Origin of the sequence: Bacillus sp. FSL K6-0972 (genome assembly GCF_037976035.1) — a bacterium.
GTDB classification, from domain to species: domain Bacteria; phylum Bacillota; class Bacilli; order Bacillales; family Bacillaceae; genus Bacillus; species Bacillus haynesii.
This window is the reverse complement of sequence record NZ_CP150260.1, coordinates 3,100,070-3,123,781: the sequence shown is the minus strand read 5'-3', so window position 1 is coordinate 3,123,781 and position 23,712 is coordinate 3,100,070. Positions and strand designations below refer to the sequence as shown.

General features: G+C 46.2%; 21 protein-coding genes. 19 read left to right on the top strand and 2 right to left on the bottom strand.

Features of this window, described 5'->3' with window-relative positions; all coding sequences use genetic code 11:
• The first annotated feature begins 28 nt into the window (after positions 1–28).
• The 5 genes from accD to MKX80_RS15780 all read left to right on the top strand — a co-directional run bounded on the left by accD (position 29) and on the right by MKX80_RS15780 (position 5,550).
• Positions 29–904 (top strand): acetyl-CoA carboxylase, carboxyltransferase subunit beta, encoded by an 876-nt coding sequence (gene accD, locus MKX80_RS15800; RefSeq protein ID WP_003184337.1) that lies wholly within the window; start codon positions 29–31, stop codon positions 902–904.
• Positions 889–1,866, top strand: a complete 978-nt coding sequence (accA, locus tag MKX80_RS15795; RefSeq protein WP_154999326.1) for an acetyl-CoA carboxylase carboxyl transferase subunit alpha — start codon at positions 889–891, stop codon at positions 1,864–1,866. Before accD ends, accA begins: the two co-directional genes overlap by 16 nt.
• Positions 1,867–2,108: 242 nt before the next feature.
• Entirely contained in the window at positions 2,109–3,068 is a 960-nt protein-coding gene (pfkA, locus tag MKX80_RS15790; RefSeq protein WP_154999325.1) for a 6-phosphofructokinase, read from the top strand.
• Positions 3,069–3,092: 24 nt separating this feature from the next.
• Positions 3,093–4,850 carry a pyruvate kinase gene (pyk, locus tag MKX80_RS15785; protein WP_154999324.1) on the top strand — a complete coding sequence of 586 codons (1,758 nt, stop codon included), beginning with the start codon at positions 3,093–3,095 and terminating at the stop codon, positions 4,848–4,850.
• A 313-nt stretch (positions 4,851–5,163) separates the two neighbouring features.
• A complete protein-coding gene (locus MKX80_RS15780; RefSeq protein ID WP_020452559.1) occupies positions 5,164–5,550 on the top strand; it encodes an FxsA family protein in 387 nt (128 codons plus the stop codon).
• Between the two features lie 41 nt (positions 5,551–5,591).
• On the opposite strand, the gene ytvI is transcribed toward MKX80_RS15780, so the two are convergent.
• Positions 5,592–6,707: a sporulation integral membrane protein YtvI gene (ytvI, locus tag MKX80_RS15775; protein ID WP_182070237.1), complete on the bottom strand. Its 1,116-nt coding sequence runs from the start codon at positions 6,705–6,707 to the stop codon at positions 5,592–5,594.
• A gap of 101 nt (positions 6,708–6,808) precedes the next feature.
• Between ytvI and MKX80_RS15770 the strand changes: the two genes are divergently transcribed.
• From MKX80_RS15770 to coaE, 10 genes are all read left to right on the top strand, one after another.
• Positions 6,809–7,273, top strand: a complete 465-nt coding sequence (locus tag MKX80_RS15770) for a DUF441 domain-containing protein (protein ID WP_003184322.1) — start codon at positions 6,809–6,811, stop codon at positions 7,271–7,273.
• 422 nt (positions 7,274–7,695) lie between these two features.
• Entirely contained in the window at positions 7,696–8,814 is a 1,119-nt protein-coding gene (citZ, locus tag MKX80_RS15765) for a citrate synthase (RefSeq protein WP_268316215.1), read from the top strand.
• Positions 8,815–8,980: 166 nt separating this feature from the next.
• Positions 8,981–10,252: an NADP-dependent isocitrate dehydrogenase gene (gene icd / locus MKX80_RS15760; protein WP_023855485.1), complete on the top strand. Its 1,272-nt coding sequence runs from the start codon at positions 8,981–8,983 to the stop codon at positions 10,250–10,252.
• 48 nt (positions 10,253–10,300) lie between these two features.
• A complete protein-coding gene (gene mdh / locus MKX80_RS15755) occupies positions 10,301–11,239 on the top strand; it encodes a malate dehydrogenase (RefSeq protein WP_154999322.1) in 939 nt (312 codons plus the stop codon).
• A 328-nt stretch (positions 11,240–11,567) separates the two neighbouring features.
• Positions 11,568–12,290, top strand: a complete 723-nt coding sequence (locus tag MKX80_RS15750; protein ID WP_009329363.1) for a response regulator transcription factor — start codon at positions 11,568–11,570, stop codon at positions 12,288–12,290.
• Positions 12,283–14,028, top strand: a complete 1,746-nt coding sequence (locus tag MKX80_RS15745; RefSeq protein ID WP_268333123.1) for an ATP-binding protein — start codon at positions 12,283–12,285, stop codon at positions 14,026–14,028. The genes MKX80_RS15750 and MKX80_RS15745 overlap by 8 nt, the downstream gene beginning before the upstream one ends.
• A gap of 254 nt (positions 14,029–14,282) precedes the next feature.
• Positions 14,283–16,922, top strand: a complete 2,640-nt coding sequence (gene polA / locus MKX80_RS15740) for a DNA polymerase I (protein WP_216930469.1) — start codon at positions 14,283–14,285, stop codon at positions 16,920–16,922.
• An 18-nt stretch (positions 16,923–16,940) separates the two neighbouring features.
• A complete protein-coding gene (gene mutM / locus MKX80_RS15735; protein ID WP_182070239.1) occupies positions 16,941–17,768 on the top strand; it encodes a DNA-formamidopyrimidine glycosylase in 828 nt (275 codons plus the stop codon).
• 179 nt (positions 17,769–17,947) lie between these two features.
• Entirely contained in the window at positions 17,948–18,622 is a 675-nt protein-coding gene (ytaF, locus tag MKX80_RS15730) for a sporulation membrane protein YtaF (RefSeq protein WP_255220632.1), read from the top strand.
• A 17-nt stretch (positions 18,623–18,639) separates the two neighbouring features.
• A complete protein-coding gene (coaE, locus tag MKX80_RS15725; RefSeq protein ID WP_154999125.1) occupies positions 18,640–19,245 on the top strand; it encodes a dephospho-CoA kinase in 606 nt (201 codons plus the stop codon).
• Between the two features lie 26 nt (positions 19,246–19,271).
• On the opposite strand, the gene MKX80_RS15720 is transcribed toward coaE, so the two are convergent.
• The gene (locus tag MKX80_RS15720; protein ID WP_268299392.1) at positions 19,272–20,492 is read right to left on the bottom strand and encodes a pectate lyase; all 1,221 of its coding nucleotides are present in this window, start codon (positions 20,490–20,492) and stop codon (positions 19,272–19,274) included.
• A 515-nt stretch (positions 20,493–21,007) separates the two neighbouring features.
• Here MKX80_RS15720 and MKX80_RS15715 point away from each other — a divergent pair.
• The 4 genes from MKX80_RS15715 (at position 21,008) to nrdR (ending at position 23,704) form a co-directional block, all read left to right on the top strand.
• Positions 21,008–22,030: a glyceraldehyde-3-phosphate dehydrogenase gene (locus tag MKX80_RS15715; protein ID WP_154999127.1), complete on the top strand. Its 1,023-nt coding sequence runs from the start codon at positions 21,008–21,010 to the stop codon at positions 22,028–22,030.
• A gap of 236 nt (positions 22,031–22,266) precedes the next feature.
• Positions 22,267–22,653 (top strand): adenosylmethionine decarboxylase, encoded by a 387-nt coding sequence (gene speD, locus MKX80_RS15710; protein WP_020452545.1) that lies wholly within the window; start codon positions 22,267–22,269, stop codon positions 22,651–22,653.
• 183 nt (positions 22,654–22,836) lie between these two features.
• Positions 22,837–23,229, top strand: coding sequence for a cytosolic protein (locus tag MKX80_RS15705; protein ID WP_268343237.1), 393 nt, complete (start codon positions 22,837–22,839; stop codon positions 23,227–23,229).
• Positions 23,230–23,245: 16 nt separating this feature from the next.
• A complete protein-coding gene (gene nrdR, locus MKX80_RS15700; RefSeq protein WP_154999129.1) occupies positions 23,246–23,704 on the top strand; it encodes a transcriptional regulator NrdR in 459 nt (152 codons plus the stop codon).
• Positions 23,705–23,712: the final 8 nt, after the last annotated feature.

Here is a 23,712-nt window from a genome sequence, read left to right as displayed (position 1 = left end):
AAACCCTTCAGAAAAGGGAGGTAATCTTTTGTTAAAAGATATATTCAGCAAAAAGAAAAAAAAATACGCTTCCGTTCCCGCGGAATCAGCGAAGCAAGATGTACCGGAAGGGATCATGACAAAATGCCCGGATTGCAAAAAAATCATGCTCACAAAAGAGCTGGATAAAAACTTAAGGGTCTGCATGAACTGCGGTTACCATCTTCAAATGAACGCGAAGCAGCGTATAAAAAGCCTGCTGGACGATGGCTCCTTTGAAGAATTCAATCAGGATATGATGTCTGAAAACCCGCTGGAATTCCCAGGATACCTTGAAAAACTGCAAAAAGACCGGGAAAAAACGTCGCTGAATGAAGCGGTTGTCACCGGAAAAGGGACGATTGACGGATCTCCGGCAGTCGTGGCCGTGATGGATTCATCTTTCAGAATGGGAAGCATGGGATCTGTCGTAGGCGAAAAAATTACGCTTGCAATCGAAAAGGCAAGAGAAGAAAAAGTGCCTTTCATCATTTTTACCGCATCAGGCGGTGCAAGAATGCAGGAAGGTCTTCTCAGCTTGATGCAAATGGCTAAAACAAGCTCCGCTTTGAAGCTGTTCAGCGAAGAGCAGGGCTTGATCATTTCAGTGATGACGCATCCGACAACCGGCGGTGTATCCGCAAGCTTCGCATCCCTCGGCGACTACAACCTTGCTGAGCCAGGCGCGCTGATCGGCTTTGCCGGAAGAAGAATTATCGAACAAACCATCCGTGAAGAACTGCCTGAGGATTTTCAGACTGCGGAATTTCTGTTAAAGCATGGCCAGCTTGATTCCGTCGTTCACAGAGCTGACATGAAAAAAACGCTCGGCAGCATTTTGAAAATGCACCAAACTGGAGGTGATCTCGAGTGGCTGGAGAATTAGAATTTGAAAAACCGGTGGTCGAACTGCGTGAAAAGATCGCCGAATTGAAAAGGTTCACACAGGATTCCGATATGGATTTAAGCTCTGAAATTACGAAGCTTGAAGCTCGTCTTGAAAGGCTTGAAGAAGACATTTATACAAATCTGAAAGCCTGGGACAGAGTCCAGATTGCAAGGCATCCGAACCGTCCGACTACGCTCGATTATATCGAACATCTCTTTACCGATTTTTTTGAGTGCCACGGAGATCGTTATTTCGGTGATGATGAAGCGATTGTCGGCGGAATTGCCAAGTTTCGGGGCCTTCCTGTGACAGTGATCGGCCAACAGCGCGGCAAGGATACAAAAGAAAACATCCGCCGCAACTTCGGAATGCCGCATCCGGAAGGCTACCGCAAAGCGCTCAGGCTGATGAAGCAGGCCGATAAATTTAACAGGCCGATCATCTGCTTTATTGATACAAAAGGAGCATACCCGGGAAAAGCAGCTGAAGAGCGGGGGCAAAGCGAAGCCATTGCCAAAAACCTTTTTGAAATGGCGGGCCTCTCTGTGCCGGTCATCTCGATCGTCATCGGGGAAGGCGGCAGCGGAGGAGCGCTTGCGCTCGGCGTCGCAAACCGCTTATTGATGCTGGAAAACTCAACTTATTCGGTGATCTCTCCCGAGGGAGCGGCTGCTATCCTCTGGAAGGATTCAGGACTCGCGAAAAAAGCGGCAGAAACAATGAAAATCACCGCTCCGGACCTAAAAGAATTGGATATTATAGATCATGTTATAAAAGAAGTAAGAGGCGGAGCACACCGCGATGTAGAGCAGCAGGCTGCCTACATCGACGAAGCGCTGAAACGCGAGCTCAAATCCCTGCTGAAGCTGGATAAGAACGAGCTGATCCAACAAAGATATAACAAGTATAAATCAATTGGAAAAATTTCGACTGAAAACCAATATGTTGGGATAAAATAAATAAACGTGAGGCCTTTGGCTCACGTTTATTTTTTATGGACAAAGGTGAAAAGTGAAAGGATTGTGTCTTTCACCCGCGATTTTTCAAAGAGTTTGCTTAAAATTTATTTAAAAACTTTTTGTTTAATTGTATAATGAGTAAGGTTTTATAGGGATTTTCGGAAAATTTTCATCCCTTTTTCATTGTTTTAGCGGCAATGAACGTGTTAAGGTAAATTATATATGTTTTAGAGGTGAAAAAGATGAAACGTATCGGAGTATTGACGAGCGGCGGAGATTCCCCGGGAATGAACGCGGCGGTCCGCGCGGTTGTCAGGAAAGCGATCTACCATGACGTAGAAGTATACGGAATTTACAACGGGTATTCAGGTTTAATCAGCGGAAAAATAGAAAAGCTTGAAATCGGTTCTGTCGGAGATATCATTCACCGCGGAGGAACGAAGCTATATACAGCAAGGTGTCCTGAGTTTAAAACGGTAGAAGGACGGGAAAAAGGAATAGCGAATTTAAAAAAATATGGTATAGAAGGATTAGTCGTCATTGGCGGTGACGGTTCTTATATGGGAGCCAAAAAGCTGACAGAACACGGTTTTCCTTGTGTCGGAGTACCGGGAACGATCGACAATGACATCCCTGGAACAGATTTGACGATCGGATTTGATACGGCGTTAAATACCGTTATCGATGCCATCGATAAAATCAGGGATACAGCTACATCCCATGAACGTACATACGTGATTGAAGTAATGGGCCGCCATGCCGGGGACATTGCTTTATGGTCAGGTTTGGCCGGAGGAGCGGAATCCATTTTGATTCCTGAAGCCGACTACGATATGGAAGAAATTATTGCGAGGCTGAAAAGAGGGCATGAGCGCGGCAAGAAACACAGCATCATCATTGTGGCGGAAGGCGTCGGAAGCGGCGTTGAATTCGGTAAAAGAATTGAGGAAGCCACAAATCTCGAAACTAGAGTATCGGTGCTTGGACATATCCAACGCGGCGGTTCTCCGACTGCAGCAGACCGTGTATTGGCAAGCCGCCTAGGGGCATTTGCGGTTGAACTGCTTCTTGAAGGAAAAGGCGGACGCTGTGTCGGAATTCAAAATAACCAGCTTGTGCATCATGATATCATTGAAATACTCGAGCATAAACATACAATTGATCAAAGCATGTACCGCTTGTCTCAAGAACTGTCAATCTAGTGTAAAACCCGAGGAGGAAGCAATATGAGAAAGACTAAAATAGTTTGTACAATTGGCCCGGCCAGTGAAAGTATTGAAAAGCTCACCCAGCTGATGGAAGCCGGAATGAACGTGGCGCGCCTGAACTTTTCCCATGGAGATTTCGAAGAGCACGGCGCAAGAATTAAAAACATTCGCGAAGCAGCCGGCAAGCTGGGAAAAGATATCGGTATCCTTCTTGATACGAAAGGTCCGGAAATCCGCACGCACACAATGGAAGGCGGTTCAATCGAACTGGATGCGGGTTCCCAGCTGATCGTTTCAATGGACGAAGTCATCGGTACGACTGACAAAATCTCAGTTACATATGATGGGCTGATTCACGATGTATCAATTGGGTCAACGATTTTGCTTGACGATGGATTGATCGGACTTGAAGTCACAGATGTCAACAAGGACAAGCGTGAAATCGTCACGAAAGTGATGAACAGCGGAACGCTGAAAAACAAAAAAGGCGTGAATGTGCCGGGCGTCAGCGTCAATCTTCCGGGAATTACGGAAAAAGACGCAAACGACATCGTGTTCGGTATCGAGCAGGGTGTTGATTTCATCGCGGCATCTTTTGTGCGCCGTCCGTCGGATGTCCTTGAAATCCGCGAACTTCTTGAAGAGCACAATGCGGCTGATATTCAAATCATTCCAAAAATCGAAAACCAGGAAGGCGTTGACAACATCGATGCCATTCTTGAAGTATCAGACGGTCTGATGGTTGCACGTGGAGACCTGGGTGTAGAAATCCCTGCCGAAGAAGTGCCGCTCGTTCAAAAAGAACTGATCAAAAAATGCAATGCACTTGGCAAGCCTGTCATCACGGCTACCCAGATGCTCGACAGCATGCAGCGCAATCCGCGTCCGACACGCGCGGAAGCGAGCGACGTCGCCAATGCGATCTTTGACGGCACTGACGCGATCATGCTTTCAGGTGAAACGGCTGCGGGAAATTATCCTGTTGAAGCCGTTCAGACGATGCACAATATCGCTTCCCGTTCAGAAGAAGCGCTCAACCATAAAAAGATCCTTTCTGCACGAAGCAAGCAAGTCAGCATGTCAATTACAGATGCGATCGGCCAGTCTGTGGCACATACGGCAATCAACCTTGATGTGAATGCCATCGTCACACCGACAGAAAGCGGCCATACGGCGCGAATGATTTCCAAATATCGCCCGCAGGCGCCGATTGTCGCAGTTACGGTAAACGATGCGGTTTCAAGAAAGCTGTCTCTTGTCTTCGGCGTTTTCGCAACAAGCGGACAAAACCACAGTTCCACTGACGAAATGCTTGAAAAAGCGGTGCAAAAATCTCTTGATACAGGCATCGTACGCCACGGCGACTTGATCGTTATCACGGCCGGAGCTGTCGGTGAAGCCGGTACAACTAACTTGATGAAAGTGTATGTTGTCGGAGACGTGGTCGCAAAAGGCCAGGGAATCGGACGCAAATCCGCGTTTGGTGAAGTGGTCATCGCTCAAAATGCACAAGAAGCGGACAAAAAAATGAAAGATGGCGCCGTTTTGGTTACAAAAAGCACGGATCGTGACATGATGGCATCCCTTGAAAAAGCGGCTGCGCTGATTACGGAAGAAGGCGGTTTAACAAGCCACGCGGCAGTCGTAGGCTTAAGCCTCGGCATCCCTGTCATTGTCGGAATGGAAAATGCGACTTCCATTCTGAAAGAAGGAGAAGACATTACGGTCGACTCTGCCCGTGGAGCTGTTTACAAAGGACGTGCAAGCGTACTTTAATCGCTTATTGAAGAAGAAGGGAAGCTTTTCCCTTCTTTTAGATTGATGACAAAATCCTAAAACGTTTTTCAGTTTTAGGATTTTGTCATCCTTCAATTCAGCGTGATTGAAAACCCTTGCAGTCTAGGAAGGCCGAGCATCGGAGCGGAGCGAATGTTGGAATTCGTGAGCACCGACGCGCAGGCCTGACAACGAATGCGAGGGTTTGACAACACGCTGGAAGAAGGGAAGCTTTTCCCTTCTTTTTTTGCAGGCGGCACAAGCAAAATAGGGCGGCCGTTCGCTTCCATTTTAGAATTATGAGGTGAAGACAATGAAGTTTTTCTTATTATTTCTCGTCATTTTTCCAGCGAGTGAAATCGGTCTGTTCCTCTTGTCCGCTAATTGGATCGGTGTGCTGCCGACCGTTTTGCTGATCATTTTGACGGGATTTCTCGGGGCCGCTCTCGCCAAAAAACAAGGAATCGAAGTCTACTACAAAGTTCAGCGCGATCTTCAGTACGGAAAGATGCCTGGGGATGCGATTTTGGACGGGCTTTGTATTTTCATAGGCGGCATGCTGCTTTTGCTGCCCGGTTTTTTATCGGATATCATCGGTTTACTACTGCTGCTGCCGGCAACGCGCAGCCGTTTCAAACCGTTCATATCCCGCAAGCTGAAGAGGATGTCTGAAGGCAGGCGGATCAACATCATCAAATAACCCGATAAGCGGCAGCCCGCATGGAAAAAACAGGCTGCCGCTTATTTTTCATTTCCTTTAATAAACAGCCATATGTCTTTAAAAATACCTGTTGTAAAGAGAGCCTGAATGAGAACGAGAAGGGCGGGGCCCATGATCAATCCGAGAAAGCCAAACAATTTGAAACCGGCAAACAGCGCGATCAATGTTCCCAAAGGGTGAAGTCCGATTGACCGGCTCAAAATCTTCGGTTCGGCAAGCTGTCTGAAGACGAGCACGACGATGTACAAGATTCCGAGGCCGATCGCGAGCGGCAGCTGCTTGGAAGCTGCTAGATAGACAATCCACGGCACAAATACGGACCCTGTTCCCAAATACGGCAGCAGGTCGACCAGCCCGATCAGAAAAGCGATCGCCACTGCATGATTGACCTTTAACACGGAAAGCCCGATCAACACGAGCACCATCGTCATCGCCACTAAGGTAAGCTGGGCCTTCACAAAGCCTGCCAGCGCTCTTTTCAATTCCGCATAGACAGCCGCTGTACCCGAGATCAGCCGATCAGGAAGAACAGACCGCGCCTTGTTTTGGATTTTATGCAGATCTTTGCTGATAAAAAAAGTGGCCAGGAGCGAAAAGATCAGCACGGCCGCCATATTCGGCAGAAAGGCGAAAAAAAGGGGCACCATCTCAAGAATTTTTGAAAGAAACAAAGCGGTGCCTGAAGCGAGTTCACTGCCCAAATTTTGGACTTGAGTAATGATCGATTCCTGCTGGGCGGCTTCCAGCCCGTCAAAAAAAGCGGCCAGCTGATTATACAGCGGCATGATCTGATTCGTAAAAAACGATTCGATATAGAGAGCGGCTTTATTAAACTGGACGGGGAGTATTTTAGCCAAATAAGCCGTTCCAGAGACGATCTCGGCAACGACCAGTGTCAAAAAACCAGCGCCGGCGGTCAAAAAGCCGCACAGCACGATGCCGACATTGACGCCTCTCGGGAGACCGGTCCGCTTATCGAGCCATTCCACAAAAGGGTTGATCATGATGGCGAGAATAAGCGCAATCACAAAAGGATAGGTTAACGGAAAAGAGTAGTAGCCGACCGCTCCGCAAGCAGCGGCCAAAAACAGCACATACACTGCCCGAAGCGCAGCTGTGAGATAGGATTGGTTCAATTGTGCATCCTCCTGATATTAGAAAGCATGTCCTTATTTCATTTTATTCTTGAGTCCTGTTATTATGAGAAAGGTCATAAAAAAATGGAGTTGAATACAGCATGTTTACTCAAGCTAATTTATTTTTGATCCTGCTTTTGGCCATCGCTTTAATCGCTAAAAATCAGTCGCTGATCATCGCCGTATCTGTACTGCTTTTAATCAAGCTGATCGGACTCGATCAAAAGCTGTTTCCGGCCATCCAATCCAAAGGGATCAACTGGGGCGTTACCGTCATTACAATAGCGGTCCTTGTGCCGATTGCGACAGGAGAGATCGGCTTTAAACAGCTTGGCGAAGCGATGAAATCATATTACGCATGGATCGCACTCGGGGCGGGCATTCTCGTAGCATTGATCGCCAAAAACGGGATCACATTGCTTGCGGAAGACCCCCATATCACGACCGCTCTTGTATTTGGAACGATTTTAGCGGTCGCTTTATTCAAAGGTGTTGCCGTCGGCCCGCTCATCGGTGCCGGGATCGCCTATCTCGTCATGCAAGCCGTCCAGCATTTCACATCTTAGAAATGTGCGCAGTCCCCCCTGTTTCAGGGGGCTTTTTACTTTTAAAAAAACTTTCGTAACTAAAAAAATTTCAGCCCCGTATTTTTTTAAAAAAACATAATTGAATATAAATAACGCAGTTAAAACTACTAAAAATCTGTAAATAGAAGTCAGCTGGTGCAAAAAATAAGTAAAAAAAACTATAGTTAAACATTTAACAAATGTCTGATAATTGTTTATAATATAAATATGCTTAATCTTTATTGAGCATATCGGAGTATCGAACGGTATATAGAAACGCACGATTGTTTTATTCGAAAAACGATTTAATGTAAGCATTTTCTTTTTGGATTAAAGAAGATGTATACATCATGCGTTGTTTTTACTCCTGGGTTTTGGTTTAATTTTAAAAGGGGAAATTTTTAAAAAAGGGAGAGATGAGTATGACAGCAACACGCGGCCTTGAAGGGGTAGTCGCCACTACATCATCAGTAAGTTCAATTATTGATGATACTCTTACATATGTAGGGTATAACATCGATGATTTGACAGAAAAAGCTAGCTTTGAAGAAGTTGTTTATCTGCTTTGGCATTTAAAGCTGCCGAACAAAGAGGAGCTTGCCGAGCTTAAAAAACAGCTTTCTGAAAATGCCGGTATCCCCACAGAAGTCATTGACCATTTCAAATCCTACTCGAATGGAAAAGTCCACCCGATGGCAGCTCTTCGGACAGCCGTTTCTTTACTCGGGCTGTTTGACGAAGAAGCAGATCAAATGGATGCGGAAGCAAACTACAGAAAAGCGGTGCGTCTCCAAGCGAAGATGCCTGCGATTGTCGCTGCTTTTTCAAGAATCCGCAAAGGGCTCGAGCCGATTGAGCCGAATCCGGAACTCGGTTTTGCCGCCAACTTTCTCTACATGCTGAATGGAAAAGAACCTTCACCTGTTGAAGTGGAAGCGTTTGACAAAGCTTTGATTCTGCATGCGGATCATGAGCTGAACGCATCTACGTTCACAGCCAGAGTATGCGTCGCGACGCTTTCAGACGTCTACTCAGGGATAACGGCCGCAATCGGGGCCTTGAAAGGTCCGCTTCACGGCGGAGCAAACGAAGCAGTTATGAAAATGCTTTCAGAGATTGGCGAGGTCGAAAACGTAGATTCATATATTCACGCCAAGCTTGAAAAGAAAGAAAAGATCATGGGATTCGGCCACCGCGTATACCGCCAGGGCGATCCCCGCGCAAAACATTTGAAGGAAATGAGCAGACGTTTGACGAATTTAACGGGTGAAAGCAAATGGTATGAGATTTCAGAGCGGACTGAGGAAATCGTCACGTCTCAGAAAAAGCTGCCGCCAAACGTAGACTTTTATTCTGCGTCGGTTTATCATAGCTTAGGAATCGACCATGATCTGTTTACACCGATTTTTGCGATCAGCAGGGTATCAGGCTGGCTCGCTCACATTCTTGAACAGTATGAAAATAACCGCCTGATTCGTCCGCGGGCTGACTACACCGGCCCTGACATGCAGACGTTCATTCCGATTGAAGAAAGAAGCTGACCGTTTGAAAAGAGGCTGCTCGAGCTTCGTTCGGCCGGCCTCTTAACGACTTTTCTAAGGAAACAATGAATTAATGAATCTATGAAAAAACATGTTTGTCCCCCGCCAAAGGGGGAAACAAATGTTTTTCTATATTGAAGAATTACATATTATGGGAGGTTTTATTGTGGCACAAGGCGAAAAAATTACAGTCTCTGGCGGAGTATTAAACGTTCCAAACAACCCGGTTATCCCGTTTATTGAAGGGGACGGAACAGGTCCTGATATTTGGAGAGCAGCTTCCAGGGTTCTTGAAGCGGCTGTGGAGAAAGCGTATAACGGCGAAAAGGAAATCACTTGGAAAGAGGTCTACGCCGGGGAAAAAGCGTACAACAAAACAGGCGAATGGCTTCCTGAAGAAACGCTTGATACGATCCGCGAATACCTGATCGCGATTAAAGGTCCTTTAACAACTCCTGTAGGCGGCGGAATCCGCTCATTAAACGTAGCGCTCAGACAAGAGCTTGACTTGTTTACATGCCTGCGTCCTGTCCGCTATTTCACAGGCGTTCCTTCACCGGTTAAGCGCCCTGAAGATACGGATATGGTTATCTTCCGCGAAAATACTGAAGATATCTACGCCGGTATCGAGTACGCGAAAGGCTCTGAAGAAGTTCAAAAGCTGATTTCATTCCTGAAGAATGAGCTTGGCGTTAACAAAATCCGCTTCCCTGAAACATCAGGCATCGGCATCAAGCCGGTTTCTGAAGAAGGGACATCAAGGCTTGTCAGAGCTGCGATCGAGTATGCAATCGAGCACGGCCGCAAATCTGTGACGCTCGTCCATAAAGGAAACATCATGAAATTCACGGAAGGCGCCTTTAAAAACTGGGGCTATGAAGTGGCTGAAAAAGAATTCGGCGATAAAGTATTCACATGGGCCGAATATGACCGCATCGCTGAAAAAGACGGCAAAGACGCTGCAAACAAAGCGCAAAGCGAAGCTGAAGCGGCCGGCAAAATCATCATCAAAGACAGCATCGCTGACATCTTCCTGCAGCAGATTCTGACCCGCCCTGCCGAGTTTGATGTTGTGGCGACAATGAACCTGAACGGGGACTACATTTCAGATGCGCTTGCTGCCCAAGTCGGCGGAATCGGCATCGCACCTGGAGCAAACATCAACTATGAGACAGGACATGCCATCTTTGAGGCGACACATGGTACAGCTCCTAAATATGCCGGCCTTGACAAAGTAAACCCGTCTTCCGTCATCCTATCTGGCGTGCTGCTTCTTGAGCATTTGGGCTGGAATGAAGCTGCCGACCTTGTGATTAAATCAATGGAGAAAACAATTGCATCCAAAGTCGTCACATACGATTTCGCTCGTTTGATGGACGGCGCGACTGAAGTCAAATGCTCTGAATTCGGTGATGAGCTTATCAAAAACATGTCTTAAACGGCTGTTTTGGGGTAAAACAAACAACAATTAAAAGGGGTAGAAAAAATGGGAAAGAAGCGAAATAAAGTATCTGTCATCGGAGCGGGTTTTACAGGTGCAACAACTGCGTTTTTAACGGCTCAAAAAGAATTGGCTGACGTCGTGCTAGTCGACATTCCACAGCTTGAAAACCCTACAAAAGGGAAAGCGCTCGATATGCTGGAAGCGAGCCCTGTCCAAGGATTTGACGCGAATATTACAGGAACGGCAAACTATGAAGATACGGCTGGTTCAGATATCGTCGTCATCACGGCGGGGATCGCGAGAAAGCCGGGAATGAGCCGGGACGACCTCGTGGCTACAAATGAAAAGATCATGAGGAGTGTAACAAAGGAAGTTGTTAAATACTCACCTGATTGTATCATCATCGTTCTGACAAACCCTGTAGATGCGATGACATACGCTGTCTATAAAGAATCGGGCTTCCCGAAAGAGCGGGTCATCGGCCAGTCAGGAATTTTGGATACGGCGAGATTCAGAACGTTTGTCGCTCAAGAGCTAAACCTTTCCGTCAAAGACATTACAGGTTTTGTACTGGGCGGACACGGGGATGACATGGTTCCGCTCGTTCGCTACTCTTATGCAGGCGGCATTCCGCTTGAAACGCTTCTTCCGAAAGACCGGATCGATGCGATTGTTGAAAGAACGAGAAAAGGCGGGGGAGAAATTGTCAACCTGTTAGGAAACGGAAGCGCGTATTATGCGCCGGCCGCTTCCCTGACAGAAATGGTTGAAGCGATCTTAAAAGACCAGCGCCGCGTGCTGCCGACCATTGCCTACCTTGAAGGCGAATACGGCTATGAAGGCATTTATCTCGGCGTTCCGACGATTATCGGCGGAAACGGTCTCGAACAGATCATTGAACTTGAACTGACTGAAACTGAAAAAAGTCAGCTTGATCGATCCGTTGAATCAGTCAAAAACGTCATGAAAGTATTATCATAAAGAAAACGGCAGGGAGGCTTTAGACAAGCCTTCCTGTTTTTGAATGCGAACCTTTTTACATAACACCGTATGAAAATCAAGACATAAACACGGGCTGTCAGCATATACCTAATCATAATCATCTGCCCGGACATTTTCATTCTTTTTGATGGAAGCATTCCATCGCTTAAAACAGCGGCTTATGGCCGAAAAAGAGAGATTTTAAGCAAAACACTGAAAAATCAAATTGTCGAACGGATAGGCTTTCGTTAAAATAGGAGTGAAAACGTTTATTTAACAAAAGATAGAGAAAGAGATGTCGGGGAAATCTGAAGCCTGGAGGCATGTCATGAGCAAAAAGATATTAGTTGTAGATGATGAGGAATCGATTGTTACCCTTCTAAAATATAACCTTGAACGGTCGGGCTATCATGTGGTGACCGCCATGGACGGAGAAGCCGGATTGTTAAAGGCGATTGAAGAGAAGCCGGATCTGATCGTGCTCGATCTGATGCTCCCTAAAATGGACGGCATTGAAGTATGCAAGGAACTCAGACAGAAGAAGCTGATGTATCCGATTTTGATGCTGACCGCAAAGGATGATGAATTTGATAAAGTACTCGGTCTCGAGCTGGGTGCCGATGACTATATGACGAAGCCGTTCAGCCCGAGAGAGGTGACGGCAAGGGTTAAAGCGATTTTAAGAAGAACACAGACGCTGTCCGTTCAGCCGGAGGAAACGGAAGAACCGGATGCAGGCGAACTGATCATAGGCGAACTGAAAATACTGCCTGAACATTATGAGGTTTACTTTCAAAACGAACGCCTCGAGTTAACGCCGAAGGAATTCGAACTCCTTTTATATTTGGGACGGCATAAAGGGAGGGTGCTGACGAGAGATCTTCTTCTCAACGCTGTCTGGAACTACGACTTTGCAGGCGATACGCGCATCGTCGATGTCCATATCAGCCACCTTCGCGATAAGATTGAAAAAAATACAAAAAAACCGGAATACATTAAAACAATCAGAGGTCTTGGCTACAAAATGGAGGAGCCGAAACTGAATGATTAAATTCCGGACCCGGCTTTTAGCTGCCCTGCTGACGCTTTTGATTCTCGTATTTGCTTCACTCGGTTTTCTGCTCGTTCACTTGTTTCACTCCTCTTACGATGCCAAACTGAGCAGCCATATTGAAAAAGAGGCCGCTTTAGTCGCTTCATTGGCAAATCGTGAAAACATGAAGTCTTCGGAGCAAGGAGCCATTTTAGAGAAGGCAAGCCGTGAATTGGACAGTCATGTATCGCTGGTTGATACAAAAGGTCAGGTTCTTTTTCATTTTGGGGGCCGCGCCGAAGATCAATCCGTTATCAAAGAAGCGCTTGAGGCGGATTTAAACGGTGAAGGAGGAGGCTTCAGAATCAACCCTGATAACGAGTCCGTTTACCGTTACGTGCAGCCGCTGAAAGAAGACGGGAATGTGAAAGGATATATTCTGATCAGCACTCCTGCCGATTCACTGCAAGACATCAATCAAAAGATCTGGATTCTCCTCGGCGTGAGCCTTGGAACGGCTTTTTTGATCATCGCCGGGCTTGGGGCGAGAATTACCTCTCAATATACGAATCCGATTGAGTCTGCGACACAAGTGGCGATTGAGCTTGCCAAAGGAAACTATAAAGCAAGGACATTCAACGAAGATGAAACGATGCTGAGCCAGTCCATCAATATGCTGGCGCAGAATCTCCAGGATATGACAAGAGCCCAGGAAATGCAGCGCGACCGTCTGCAAACCGTCATTGAAAATATCGATTCAGGTCTGATCTTAATCGACGGAAAGGGTTATATTCACCTTGTGAACCGCGCTTATCAAAAGCAATTTCACGTAGAAGCTGATCAGCTTCTTTACCATTTCTATCATGAAGTGCTCGAACACGAAGAGATCATTAATCTCATTGAAGAAATTTTTATGACGGAAACAAAGGTCCGTAAAATGTTTAAACTGCCGATCAAAATTGAAAGAAGGTATTTTGAAGTCGACGGAGTTCCGATTATCGGCATCAATGATGAGTGGAAGGGCATTGTTCTCGTTTTCCATGACATGACGGAAAGAAAGCAGCTTGAAGAAATGAGGAAGGACTTTGTCGCAAATGTCTCCCACGAGCTGAAAACGCCGATTACGTCAATTAAAGGGTTCACCGAAACGCTTTTGGACGGAGCGATGAATGAACGGGAGACGCTGTTGCAGTTTCTATCGATCATCTTAAAAGAGAGCAGCCGTCTGCAAACCTTGATCCAGGACCTGTTGGATCTGTCGAAAATCGAACAGCAAAACTTCACCCTGAATATTCAACATTGCAATATTGGTGAAATCCTCGCTGAAATTGAAATGCTTATGAAGAATAAAGCGGAGGAAAAAGGAATCACCTTGACCCTGGAAAAGCCGGATAAGCCGGCCGTTGCTTCCGGAGACCCGCACAGACTAAAGCAGATCTTTTTGAATTTGGTCAACAATGCGCTCACATATACGCCTGAAGATGGAAACGTGACGATTTCGGCTGATGTTCTGGAAGATGCAGTGCAAGTTAAAGTGAAGGATACGGGCATCGGGATCAAGCGGTCCGAAATCCCGAGGATATTCGAACGGTTCTACCGGATCGATAAAGACAGGAGCAGAAATTCAGGAGGAACCGGTCTCGGCCTTGCGATCGTCAAGCATTTAGTCGAAGCCCACCACGGTGAAATCGACGTCGAAAGCGAGCGGGGAAAAGGCACCGAATTCACGGTCCGCTTAAAACGCGCCTCCGAGTAGCTTCCTTTAGCAAACTTTACAAAGGCTTAACAACTTTTATATATATGGTTAAAACTTGGCTGATAGGATCATTAGTGAACCCCTTCATCCAAGGAGCCATATGGACGGACGCGATCAACAACGCGTCCCTTTTTTTATTTTCTGCGAAATCACTCTCATTTTCCTTTCAAAATGAACTTTGCTAAAATAAAATAAGCAAATATGATCACGAAGTTGAATGGAAGCTGACGAATCGGCTCCTTAGGAGGATAAAGATGACTGAAAGAAAAAAATTAGTATTGGTTGACGGAAACAGCCTGGCTTACCGTGCGTTTTTCGCTCTGCCTCTTCTCAGCAATGAAAAAGGGATACATACAAACGCTGTGTACGGATTTACCACGATTTTAATGAAGATGCTTGAAGAAGAAAAACCGACCCACATGCTCGTTGCTTTTGATGCGGGGAAAACGACATTCAGACATAAAACGTTTAAAGAATATAAAGGCGGCAGACAAAAAACGCCGCCCGAGCTGTCCGAGCAGCTGCCGTTTATCCGCGAGCTCCTCGACGCCTATCAAATCTCAAGGTATGAGCTTGAAAACTATGAGGCCGATGATATTATCGGCACCCTTGCCAAATCAGCGGAAAAAGACGGATTTGAAGTGAAGATTTTTTCCGGCGACAAGGATCTGACACAGCTGGCTACAGAAGGAACGACGGTCGCCATCACAAAAAAGGGCATTACAGATGTCGAATACTATACGCCTGAACATGTCCGGGAAAAATACGGACTTACCCCTGAACAGATCATTGATATGAAAGGGCTGATGGGAGACTCATCAGACAATATTCCAGGCGTGCCGGGCGTCGGCGAAAAGACGGCGATCAAGCTTTTGAAACAGTTCCATACAGTAGAGGAGCTGCTGTCGTCAATAGACGAAGTCAGCGGAAAAAAACTGAAAGAGAAGCTTGAAGAATTTAAAGAACAGGCTTTAATGAGCAAAGAGCTTGCGACGATTACGACAGAAGCGCCGCTTGAAGTCACCCTCGATTCCCTCGGATACGAAGGTTTTGACAGGGAAGCGGTCGTCAAGCTTTTTAAAGATCTTGGCTTTAACTCTTTGCTCGAAAGGATTGGCGAAGAGCCGGGAGAAAAAGAAGAAGAACAGTTTGAAGAGATCAACGTCAAGATCAAAACAGACATCACGGATGACTTGTTTGCTTCACCGGCTTCACTCGTTGTTGAACAGCTCGGCGACAATTATCACGAGGCGCCGATCCTCGGTTTTTCGATCGTCAACGAACATGGCGCTTTTTTCATTCCGGAAGAGGCGGCTGTTCAGTCGGACCGTTTTAAAGAATGGGCCGAAGATGAGTCGAAAAAGAAATGGGTGTTTGATGCAAAACGCGCGGCGGTCGCTTTGCGCTGGCGGGGCATCGAACTGAAAGGCGCAGAATTTGACGTTCTTCTTGCGGCCTATATCATCAATCCGGGACACTCCTACGATGATGTGGCAAGCGTTGCGAAAGAACATCAATTACACATCGTTGCGGCAGATGAAGCTGTCTACGGAAAAGGTGCGAAACAGGCCGTTCCGGATGAGAAGGAGCTTGCCGACCATTTAGCCAGAAAAGCGAAGGCGATATCGCTGCTGCGCGAAAAGCTCCTTGATGAATTGGAGAAAAACGAGCAGCTCGATCTGTTTGAAGCGCTCGAAATGCCACTCGCTCACATTCTCGGTGAGATGGAATCGATCGGTGTCCAAGTCAATGTCGACAGACTGAAAAAAATGGGTGAAGAACTGTCCGCCAAATTAGCGGAATACGAGAAAAAAATCCACGAGTCAGCAGGTGAAACCTTCAACATCAATTCACCAAAGCAGCTCGGTGTGATTTTGTTTGAAAAGCTCGGGCTGCCTGCCGTCAAAAAAACAAAAACGGGCTATTCGACTTCAGCCGATGTGCTGGAAAAGCTGCGCGACAAACACGTCATTATCGAAGATATCCTGCACTACAGACAGATTGGCAAGCTCCAGTCCACATACGTTGAAGGGCTTTTAAAAGTGATCAAAAAAGACAGCCATAAAGTGCATACCCGCTTTAATCAAGCTTTAACACAGACGGGAAGGCTCAGCTCAACCGATCCGAATCTGCAAAATATACCGATCCGCCTTGAGGAAGGCCGCAAGATCCGCCAGGCGTTTGTACCTTCGCAAAAAGGCTGGCTCATATTTGCGGCGGATTACTCCCAGATCGAACTGAGGGTTCTCGCCCATATTTCAAAGGATAAAAATTTGATTGAAGCGTTCACGAACGATATGGACGTTCACACGAAAACGGCGATGGATGTTTTTCATGTATCAGAAGAAGAAGTCACCCCTGCGATGAGAAGACAGGCGAAAGCCGTCAATTTCGGAATCGTCTACGGAATCAGCGACTACGGCTTGTCGCAAAACCTGGGAATTACAAGAAAGGAAGCGGCCGCGTTTATTGAGCGCTATTTCCACAGCTTCCAGGGAGTCAAAGAATATATGGAAGAGACCGTTCAAGAAGCGAAACAGAGGGGCTATGTAACGACTCTTTTAAGCCGGAGGCGGTATATCCCTGAATTGACGAGCCGGAATTTCAATCTGCGCAGCTTTGCCGAACGGACGGCAATGAACACGCCGATCCAGGGAAGTGCCGCAGATATTATTAAAAAAGCGATGATCGACATGGCGGACAAGCTAAAAGAAAAAAATCTCCAGGCCAAACTGCTGCTGCAGGTTCATGACGAATTGATTTTTGAAGCGCCTGAAGACGAAATCAAAGTGCTTGAAAAACTGGTTCCTGAAGTAATGGAACACGCATTGGAGCTCGATGTTCCGCTGAAAGTGGACTGCTCTTCAGGGCCTTCATGGTACGATGCAAAATAGAGAAAAGGAAGTGATGATGTGCCGGAATTACCAGAAGTCGAAACGGTCCGGCGCACTCTTGCCGGACTTGTAAGAGGGAAAACGATCGATGCGGTTGAGGTTAGATGGACAAATATTATTAAACGGCCGGCGGAGCCTGAGGAATTCGCAAGGCTCCTGGCCGGTCAGACGATTCAGTCGATCGGAAGAAGGGGAAAATTCCTGTTGTTTCATCTTGATGACTGTGTCATGGTTTCCCATTTGAGAATGGAAGGAAAATATGGGCTTCATCAAAACGATGAACCACTTGATAAACATGTGCACGTCATTTTCAGGTTCACGGACGGAAGCGAGCTGCGCTACCGGGATGTCAGAAAGTTCGGCACGATGCATTTGTTTAAACCGGGAGAAGAACTGACGGAGCTGCCTCTCAGGCAGCTCGGGCCCGAGCCTTTCAGCGGCGAATTTACAGCAGGTTATTTAAGAGAGCGCTTAAAGAAAACAAACCGCTCGGTGAAAACCGCACTGCTCGATCAGCGGACAGTGGTCGGACTGGGCAATATTTATGTTGACGAGGCTTTGTTCAGAGCCGGTATCCATCCCGAGACAACAGCGAACAAGCTCACAAAAAAACAGACGGTTCTTCTCCATGAAGAGATCGTTCAAACGTTAAAGGAAGCTGTTGAAGCAGGGGGAAGCACAGTCAGATCTTACATCAATTCACAAGGTGAAATTGGCATGTTCCAGCTCAAACTTTTCGTTTACGGCCGGAAAGATGAACCTTGTAAAAAGTGCGGATCTCCAATTGAAAAAACAGTCGTTGGCGGAAGGGGCACTCATTTTTGCATAAAGTGCCAAAAAAAATGACAATCGCATAAAAGGGACAACAGCAAGCCGTATCATGGTTCAAGCTGTCGGTGCATACGCTCCAAATAGCTGTTAAAAGCAGGCTTTAAGGTGTGATGTTTCTTTTTCAGGTGAACAACACACGGATGGTTTTCTTCTTTCATATATATAAGAAGCCTAGAAAGCTGCCTTTAGGCTGCATGACTTACACCGCTCGCATCAACAGAAAGGAAGAGCCTGATATGATGTTTGCATCTTTCTTGCTGCTGGCATTCGCCGTCAGCTTGGACAGTTTTTCAGTCGGATTTACTTACGGATTGCGAAAGATGAAAATCCCATTTAAAGCGATTTTGATTATTGCTTTTTGCTCTGGTGCCGTGATGTATATTGCCATGATGATCGGAACCCTTTTGGCGAAATTCCTGCCCGTTGTCGTAACAGAAAGGCTCGGAGCCGTCATATTAATGGGGATCGGCGCATGGGTGCTGTATCAGTTTTTCAGGCCGGAGAAAGAACAGGATCTCGTCTTCTCTGAAAAAACGCTCATTAACCTTGAATTGAAATCGCTCGGAATCGTGATACACATTTTAAGAAAACCGACAAGCGCCGACATTGATAAATCAGGAATCATTACCGGTATAGAAGCTTTCCTTCTCGGTTTCGCCCTCTCTATTGACGCGTTCGGCGCAGGGATCGGCGCTGCCGCGCTTGGCTTTTCCCCTGTTCCGATGAGCATTACGGTAGGTATCATGAGCTCATTGTTCGTATTTTGCGGAATACAGGCAGGCCGATTTTTATCGAAATGGAACTGGATGGATAAACTGACCTTCCTTCCCGGTATATTGCTGATTATGATCGGTATCTGGAAACTGTAAGAAGGAGGTGCAGGCCTTTGACATTGGTCATCGGATTAACCGGAGGGATTGCCAGCGGCAAGAGTACTGTCGCGCAAATGTTCCAGCAGTGCGGCATCACGGTCGTCGATGCGGACGTGATCGCAAAAGAGGCGGTTGAACAAGGGATGCCCGCTTATCAGAAAATCGCTGAGACATTTGGTCAAGGCGTGCTGCTTGAAACAGGCGATATCGACCGGAGAAAACTTGGAGAAATTGTTTTTGCTAATGAAGAAAAGAGGCTGCAGTTAAATGCGATCGTCCATCCAGAAGTGAGAAAAATGATGATCAAACAGCGCGACGAAGCCATAAGGGCCGGGGAACGGTTTGTTGTTCTTGATATTCCGCTTTTATACGAAAGCGGGCTTGAACATTTGACAGATAAAGTGATCGTCGTCTGGGTGCCGAAGGAGCTTCAGCTTGAGCGGCTGATGAAAAGAAACCGGTTCAATGAAGACGAGGCGCTGAACAGAATTCACGCCCAGCATTCTCTTGACGAAAAAAAGAAAAGGGCAGACGCTGTCATCGATAACAGCGGCAGTCTGAAAGATACAGAAGCGCAGCTTCATCAGCTGCTTGATACATGGTCAAATACTGAAAAGTGAGCGCAATGTCGCGCTCACTTTTTTTATTAGTCATTTTTAAACTGGCTGTAATTTGCATAATACAGAGCGGTGCGCTGTGCACCTGCATACCGTTCGGCAAAAGTTTTGGCATTGCCGGCCTTCATCGTCCGATAGCTGTAGTTGGATGAAGGTCTCCAGTTTGTCTCAGTCGATTTCTGCCCCTTTATCGCCGGATATGACCCGACATCTTTAAACGAGCCGTCTCCGTAATCATCAAGTATGCCTTTTTCGCTGCCCGTGCCGAAGTAATTGGCTTCAGAATATATTTTCGCCAATGTCGTAATCGTGAAGCCGAGGTGGTAATTGTTAATATAATTGTTTTTCGCGTGAAAATAGCCGTAACGCATCAACCCGGGCGCCCTGACGTAAAGATTCTCAAAGCGATTGTGGCTGATCGTCATCCGCGGATAGCCATTATATATACTGTGGTATTGCTTATCATCTTGGGGCCAGCCGAGAATCAGGCCGTACCTGTGGTCTGTAAATGTGCTGTGAGACAGTGTGACGTAATCGGCTTTAGCCCCGACGTATAAGAGCTTGTCAAGATCGTGGCCGTTTGCCGAATAGCTGTGGCCCTGGAATGTGACATGGTCAATCCAGTAGTTTCTCGAATCGGTAATATAAACAGGGATGTCATTGTTTTCATTTATGGATGCATCATGTGCAATGACCAGGTTTTTGAAAATAACGTTGCCAGAGTCAGCTTTTGTTTTAAAGTAAACGTTGTTCAGCTTATGTTTTTCATACGAGCCGATGATTGTTTTATTGGCGCCAACGGTTAATACCGTTTTGGCTGAAGCGCCGATATTGCTGGAGACAACAATCGTGCGGGGCGTTGAACCTTCAATATTGGTCTTCAGTTCGCCCAGATTGTTAACATAGACGACTTTTCCAAGCAGGCCGCCGCTTGTGCCTGTTTTCTGCTTGCCGTTCGTTTCCTTTGCATAGCCGGCGAAACCTTCGAGCCCGTCGCTTGGAAGCTTCCACTTTTGGAGGGAGCTGCCCGTGTATTTGGCAAGCTTCACTCCACTGCCGTCCAGTGTCAGTGCAAGGCTGTTGTTTTGTGCACTGACAATTTTATACGTGATAAAATCTCCGTTTCCATCTTTGTCAGCCCCGATGATGTTCCACAACTCTTCCTTCCGAGAATTGTCATAGTAGACCACAGCCGGATTATGATCTGACAGTGCGTAATGGGCAGGGATGATAATTTTACCGCTATCCATATTTCTGATTTTGAATTGTTTGCCGTCAGACGTATCCAGCCTCCATCTTTCTTCTTTTTCCCCGCTCGTCTGTTTTGTTGTTAGCGGTGCGTTGTCTTGATTCCCGGCGGGTGTGATGTTTAAGCCTGATGAGCTTTCCAGCCTGATCATCTGTTTCGGATAATCTTCGTTTGCCGCAGAAGCAGCGACTGTACCTAATAAAAAATAAATGCTGGCCGCAGCCAAAAAAGAAATGATAAAAGATGTGTTTTTGATGAGTTTCATGGTTGTCCTTCCTTGAAGACACTGCCTTCTGTCGGTGAAAATTTAGCGCTGTTGGAAATTGTAGCACTAAAGATGTATTTGAAATATATGCTTTAGGGCTGATTTTTTTTAGTCTTTTATTCACGATTTCACATAAGTGCGTAAATTTGCTATAAAAGCAACAAATGGTATGGCTAATTAAAAATAATGTGTTATACTTATTTTGAATAAATCATGATGTGGAATGACATAAAATAAGGGGTGTATATTTGATGAAAGTGAAAGTTGCGATAAACGGATTCGGCCGAATCGGCAGAATGGTGTTTAGAAAAGCGATGCTTGATGAACAGATTGACATTGCAGTGATCAATGCGAGCTACCCTCCGGAAACGCTCGCTCATTTAATAAAGTATGACACAAATCACGGCCGTTATGAGCTTGATGTAAAGGCTGGAGACGACTGTCTGTTCGTTAACGGTAAAAAGGTCATGCTGACCAATCAGAGGGACCCTAAGCTTCTTCCGTGGGCACAATATGGGATCGACATCGTCGTAGAAGCGACGGGGAAATTTAACTCGAAGGAAAAAGCGGAAGCTCATATTGAAGCCGGCGCGAAAAAAGTTATTTTGACAGCGCCGGGCAAAAATGAAGACATCACAATCGTGATGGGCGTCAACGAACGTGAATTTGATGCGGAGCGTCATACGATTATTTCAAACGCTTCCTGTACGACGAATTGTCTCGCTCCTGTCGCAAAAGTGCTTGATGATGCATTTGGCATTGAAAACGGGCTGGTGACAACCGTTCACGCTTTTACAAATGATCAAAAAAATATTGATAATCCGCACAAAGACTTGAGAAGGGCGCGCGCCTGCGGGTCTTCGATCATTCCGACAACGACAGGCGCCGCGAAAGCGCTGTCACTTGTCATGCCCCATTTAAAAGGAAGAATGCACGGCCTGGCCCTGCGCGTTCCTGTTTCAAATGTGTCACTCGTTGACCTTGTGGCTGATTTAAAAAGCGATGTGACGGCAGAGGATATTAATGAGGCGTTCCGAATGGCAGCGGCAGGCTCTATGTCCGGGATCATCGATGTATGCGATGAACCGCTCGTCTCATCCGATTTTAATACGAATCCATACTCGGCGGTGATCGACAGCCTTTCAACAATGGTGCTTGAAAACAGAAAGGTGAAAGTGCTCGCATGGTATGACAATGAATGGGGATATTCGTGCAGGGTTGTCGATTTGATCAGATACGCGGCTGCAAGAATGAAACACCCTTCAACTGTATAAAATAAGAGCATGGACGGATCAAAAAATAAATACCCCTTAACCATCAAATGATAAAACCGCCTTGCAAAAAATATTCAAACAAAGTATACTATTTTTCGTGAACTTCTAGTTCGTGAGCGCTTCGGCATTACTTAAAGGGTTAGGACCTCTCCGGACTAACTTTCCCCCGTGGTAATTGACCGGTTCAGTTGCTTGGAAATTCACTTTTTTAATTCTTGTTAAGGGGGGTCCATGCTATGGAAACAATGGGGCGTCACGTTATCTCCGAACTGTGGGGATGCGATTTTGATAAGCTGAATGACATGGATTTTATTGAAAAAACGTTTGTAAATGCGGCACTGAAGTCAGGTGCTGAGGTACGTGAGGTAGCCTTTCATAAGTTTGCACCTCAAGGTGTAAGCGGGGTCGTGATTATTTCTGAATCTCACTTGACCATTCACAGTTTTCCTGAACACGGATATGCCAGCATTGATGTTTATACTTGCGGAGATTTAGATCCGAACGTAGCTGCGGATTATATCGCAGAAGAGTTAAGAGCGGAAACAAGAGAGAACATTGAAATACCGAGAGGCATGGGACCTGTTCAGGTGAAACAGGCCAATGCCAAAGCACAGGCACTTTAATGCCGATAGAGGAGCTGGATGAAAAAGCGGACACCGCTTTTAAAATCCGCTCCTTTTTCTTTCCTCCCGCGACAATCCCCGATACATATTCCCCGGCATTCTCTTGCCCTAATTTGTTTTCCCTTGGAAATCAACCATTTTTCTAATAAAATATAGAGAAGAAAGACAAAGGGGACAGGGGATATGAGTCTTTTTCAAAACATTCAACGGTTTTTTTCTACACACGCCGAAACGTCTGACCGCCATCCTTCGGACGAGCTGAAGAGCCGCTATTATAAAGCGGCGTCAAAAGAAGCGCTCAATGCTGTAAAGGAAGTGCTGGAAGGGCTTGACGGCTGCAAGGTGACATCGGTGTCGGAAGAAAGAGGAGAAATCAGCGCTGAGGTTAAAAAAACGAGAAAAGCTTTTGTGGTGGCGACAGTCGTTTCGATTCGCCCTTTTGATACAGCAGTGGATTTTAATGTGTCAACGGAAACGTTTTTCCCAACCGATTTTGGCTACAGCCGCGGGCTTGTCTCGACGCTATACAGCGAACTGGACGGAAAGCTGCAGAAATCTGTACATTCAAACAATTGAATAGGGAGCTGAAAAAATGAAATGTCCAGCATGTCAGCATAACGGGACGAGGGTTTTGGACTCCCGTCCCGTTGACGAAGGCAGATCGATTCGCAGAAGACGCGAATGCGAATCGTGCAACTATCGATTTACTACATTTGAAAAAGTGGAAGAAATTCCGCTCATCGTCGTAAAAAAAGAAGGAATCCGGGAAGAATTCAGCCGCGAGAAGATGCTCCGCGGCTTGATCAAAGCGTGCGAAAAGCGCCCTGTCGCCTTAAAGCAGCTTGAAGATATTTGCTTTGAAATTGAAAAAGAGCTTAGAAACCAAGGCGTTGCTGAAGTAAAAAGCGAAATGATCGGAGAAATGGTGATGGACAGGCTTGCAAAAATCGACGAAGTCGCATATGTCCGATTTGCTTCAGTATACCGCCAATTTAAAGATATTAACGTATTTATCGACGAGCTGAAAGACTTAATAAAGAAGGAACGGTAAAGAGCTGT

Excerpts from the sequence above, each read along its gene's own strand:
- pfkA (WP_154999325.1), top strand. The coding sequence starts at position 2,109 with ATGAAACGTATCGGAGTATTGACGAGCGGCGGAGATTCCCCGGGAATG.
- pyk (WP_154999324.1), top strand. The coding sequence starts at position 3,093 with ATGAGAAAGACTAAAATAGTTTGTACAATTGGCCCGGCCAGTGAAAGT.
- MKX80_RS15780 (WP_020452559.1), top strand. The coding sequence starts at position 5,164 with ATGAAGTTTTTCTTATTATTTCTCGTCATTTTTCCAGCGAGTGAAATC.
- MKX80_RS15770 (WP_003184322.1), top strand. The coding sequence starts at position 6,809 with ATGTTTACTCAAGCTAATTTATTTTTGATCCTGCTTTTGGCCATCGCT.
- citZ (WP_268316215.1), top strand. The coding sequence starts at position 7,696 with ATGACAGCAACACGCGGCCTTGAAGGGGTAGTCGCCACTACATCATCA.
- mdh (WP_154999322.1), top strand. The coding sequence starts at position 10,301 with ATGGGAAAGAAGCGAAATAAAGTATCTGTCATCGGAGCGGGTTTTACA.
- MKX80_RS15750 (WP_009329363.1), top strand. The coding sequence starts at position 11,568 with ATGAGCAAAAAGATATTAGTTGTAGATGATGAGGAATCGATTGTTACC.
- MKX80_RS15745 (WP_268333123.1), top strand. The coding sequence starts at position 12,283 with ATGATTAAATTCCGGACCCGGCTTTTAGCTGCCCTGCTGACGCTTTTG.
- polA (WP_216930469.1), top strand. The coding sequence starts at position 14,283 with ATGACTGAAAGAAAAAAATTAGTATTGGTTGACGGAAACAGCCTGGCT.
- ytaF (WP_255220632.1), top strand. The coding sequence starts at position 17,948 with ATGACTTACACCGCTCGCATCAACAGAAAGGAAGAGCCTGATATGATG.
- MKX80_RS15720 (WP_268299392.1), bottom strand. The coding sequence starts at position 20,492 with ATGGATAGCGGTAAAATTATCATCCCTGCCCATTACGCACTGTCAGAT.
- MKX80_RS15715 (WP_154999127.1), top strand. The coding sequence starts at position 21,008 with ATGAAAGTGAAAGTTGCGATAAACGGATTCGGCCGAATCGGCAGAATG.
- speD (WP_020452545.1), top strand. The coding sequence starts at position 22,267 with ATGGAAACAATGGGGCGTCACGTTATCTCCGAACTGTGGGGATGCGAT.
- MKX80_RS15705 (WP_268343237.1), top strand. The coding sequence starts at position 22,837 with ATGAGTCTTTTTCAAAACATTCAACGGTTTTTTTCTACACACGCCGAA.
- nrdR (WP_154999129.1), top strand. The coding sequence starts at position 23,246 with ATGAAATGTCCAGCATGTCAGCATAACGGGACGAGGGTTTTGGACTCC.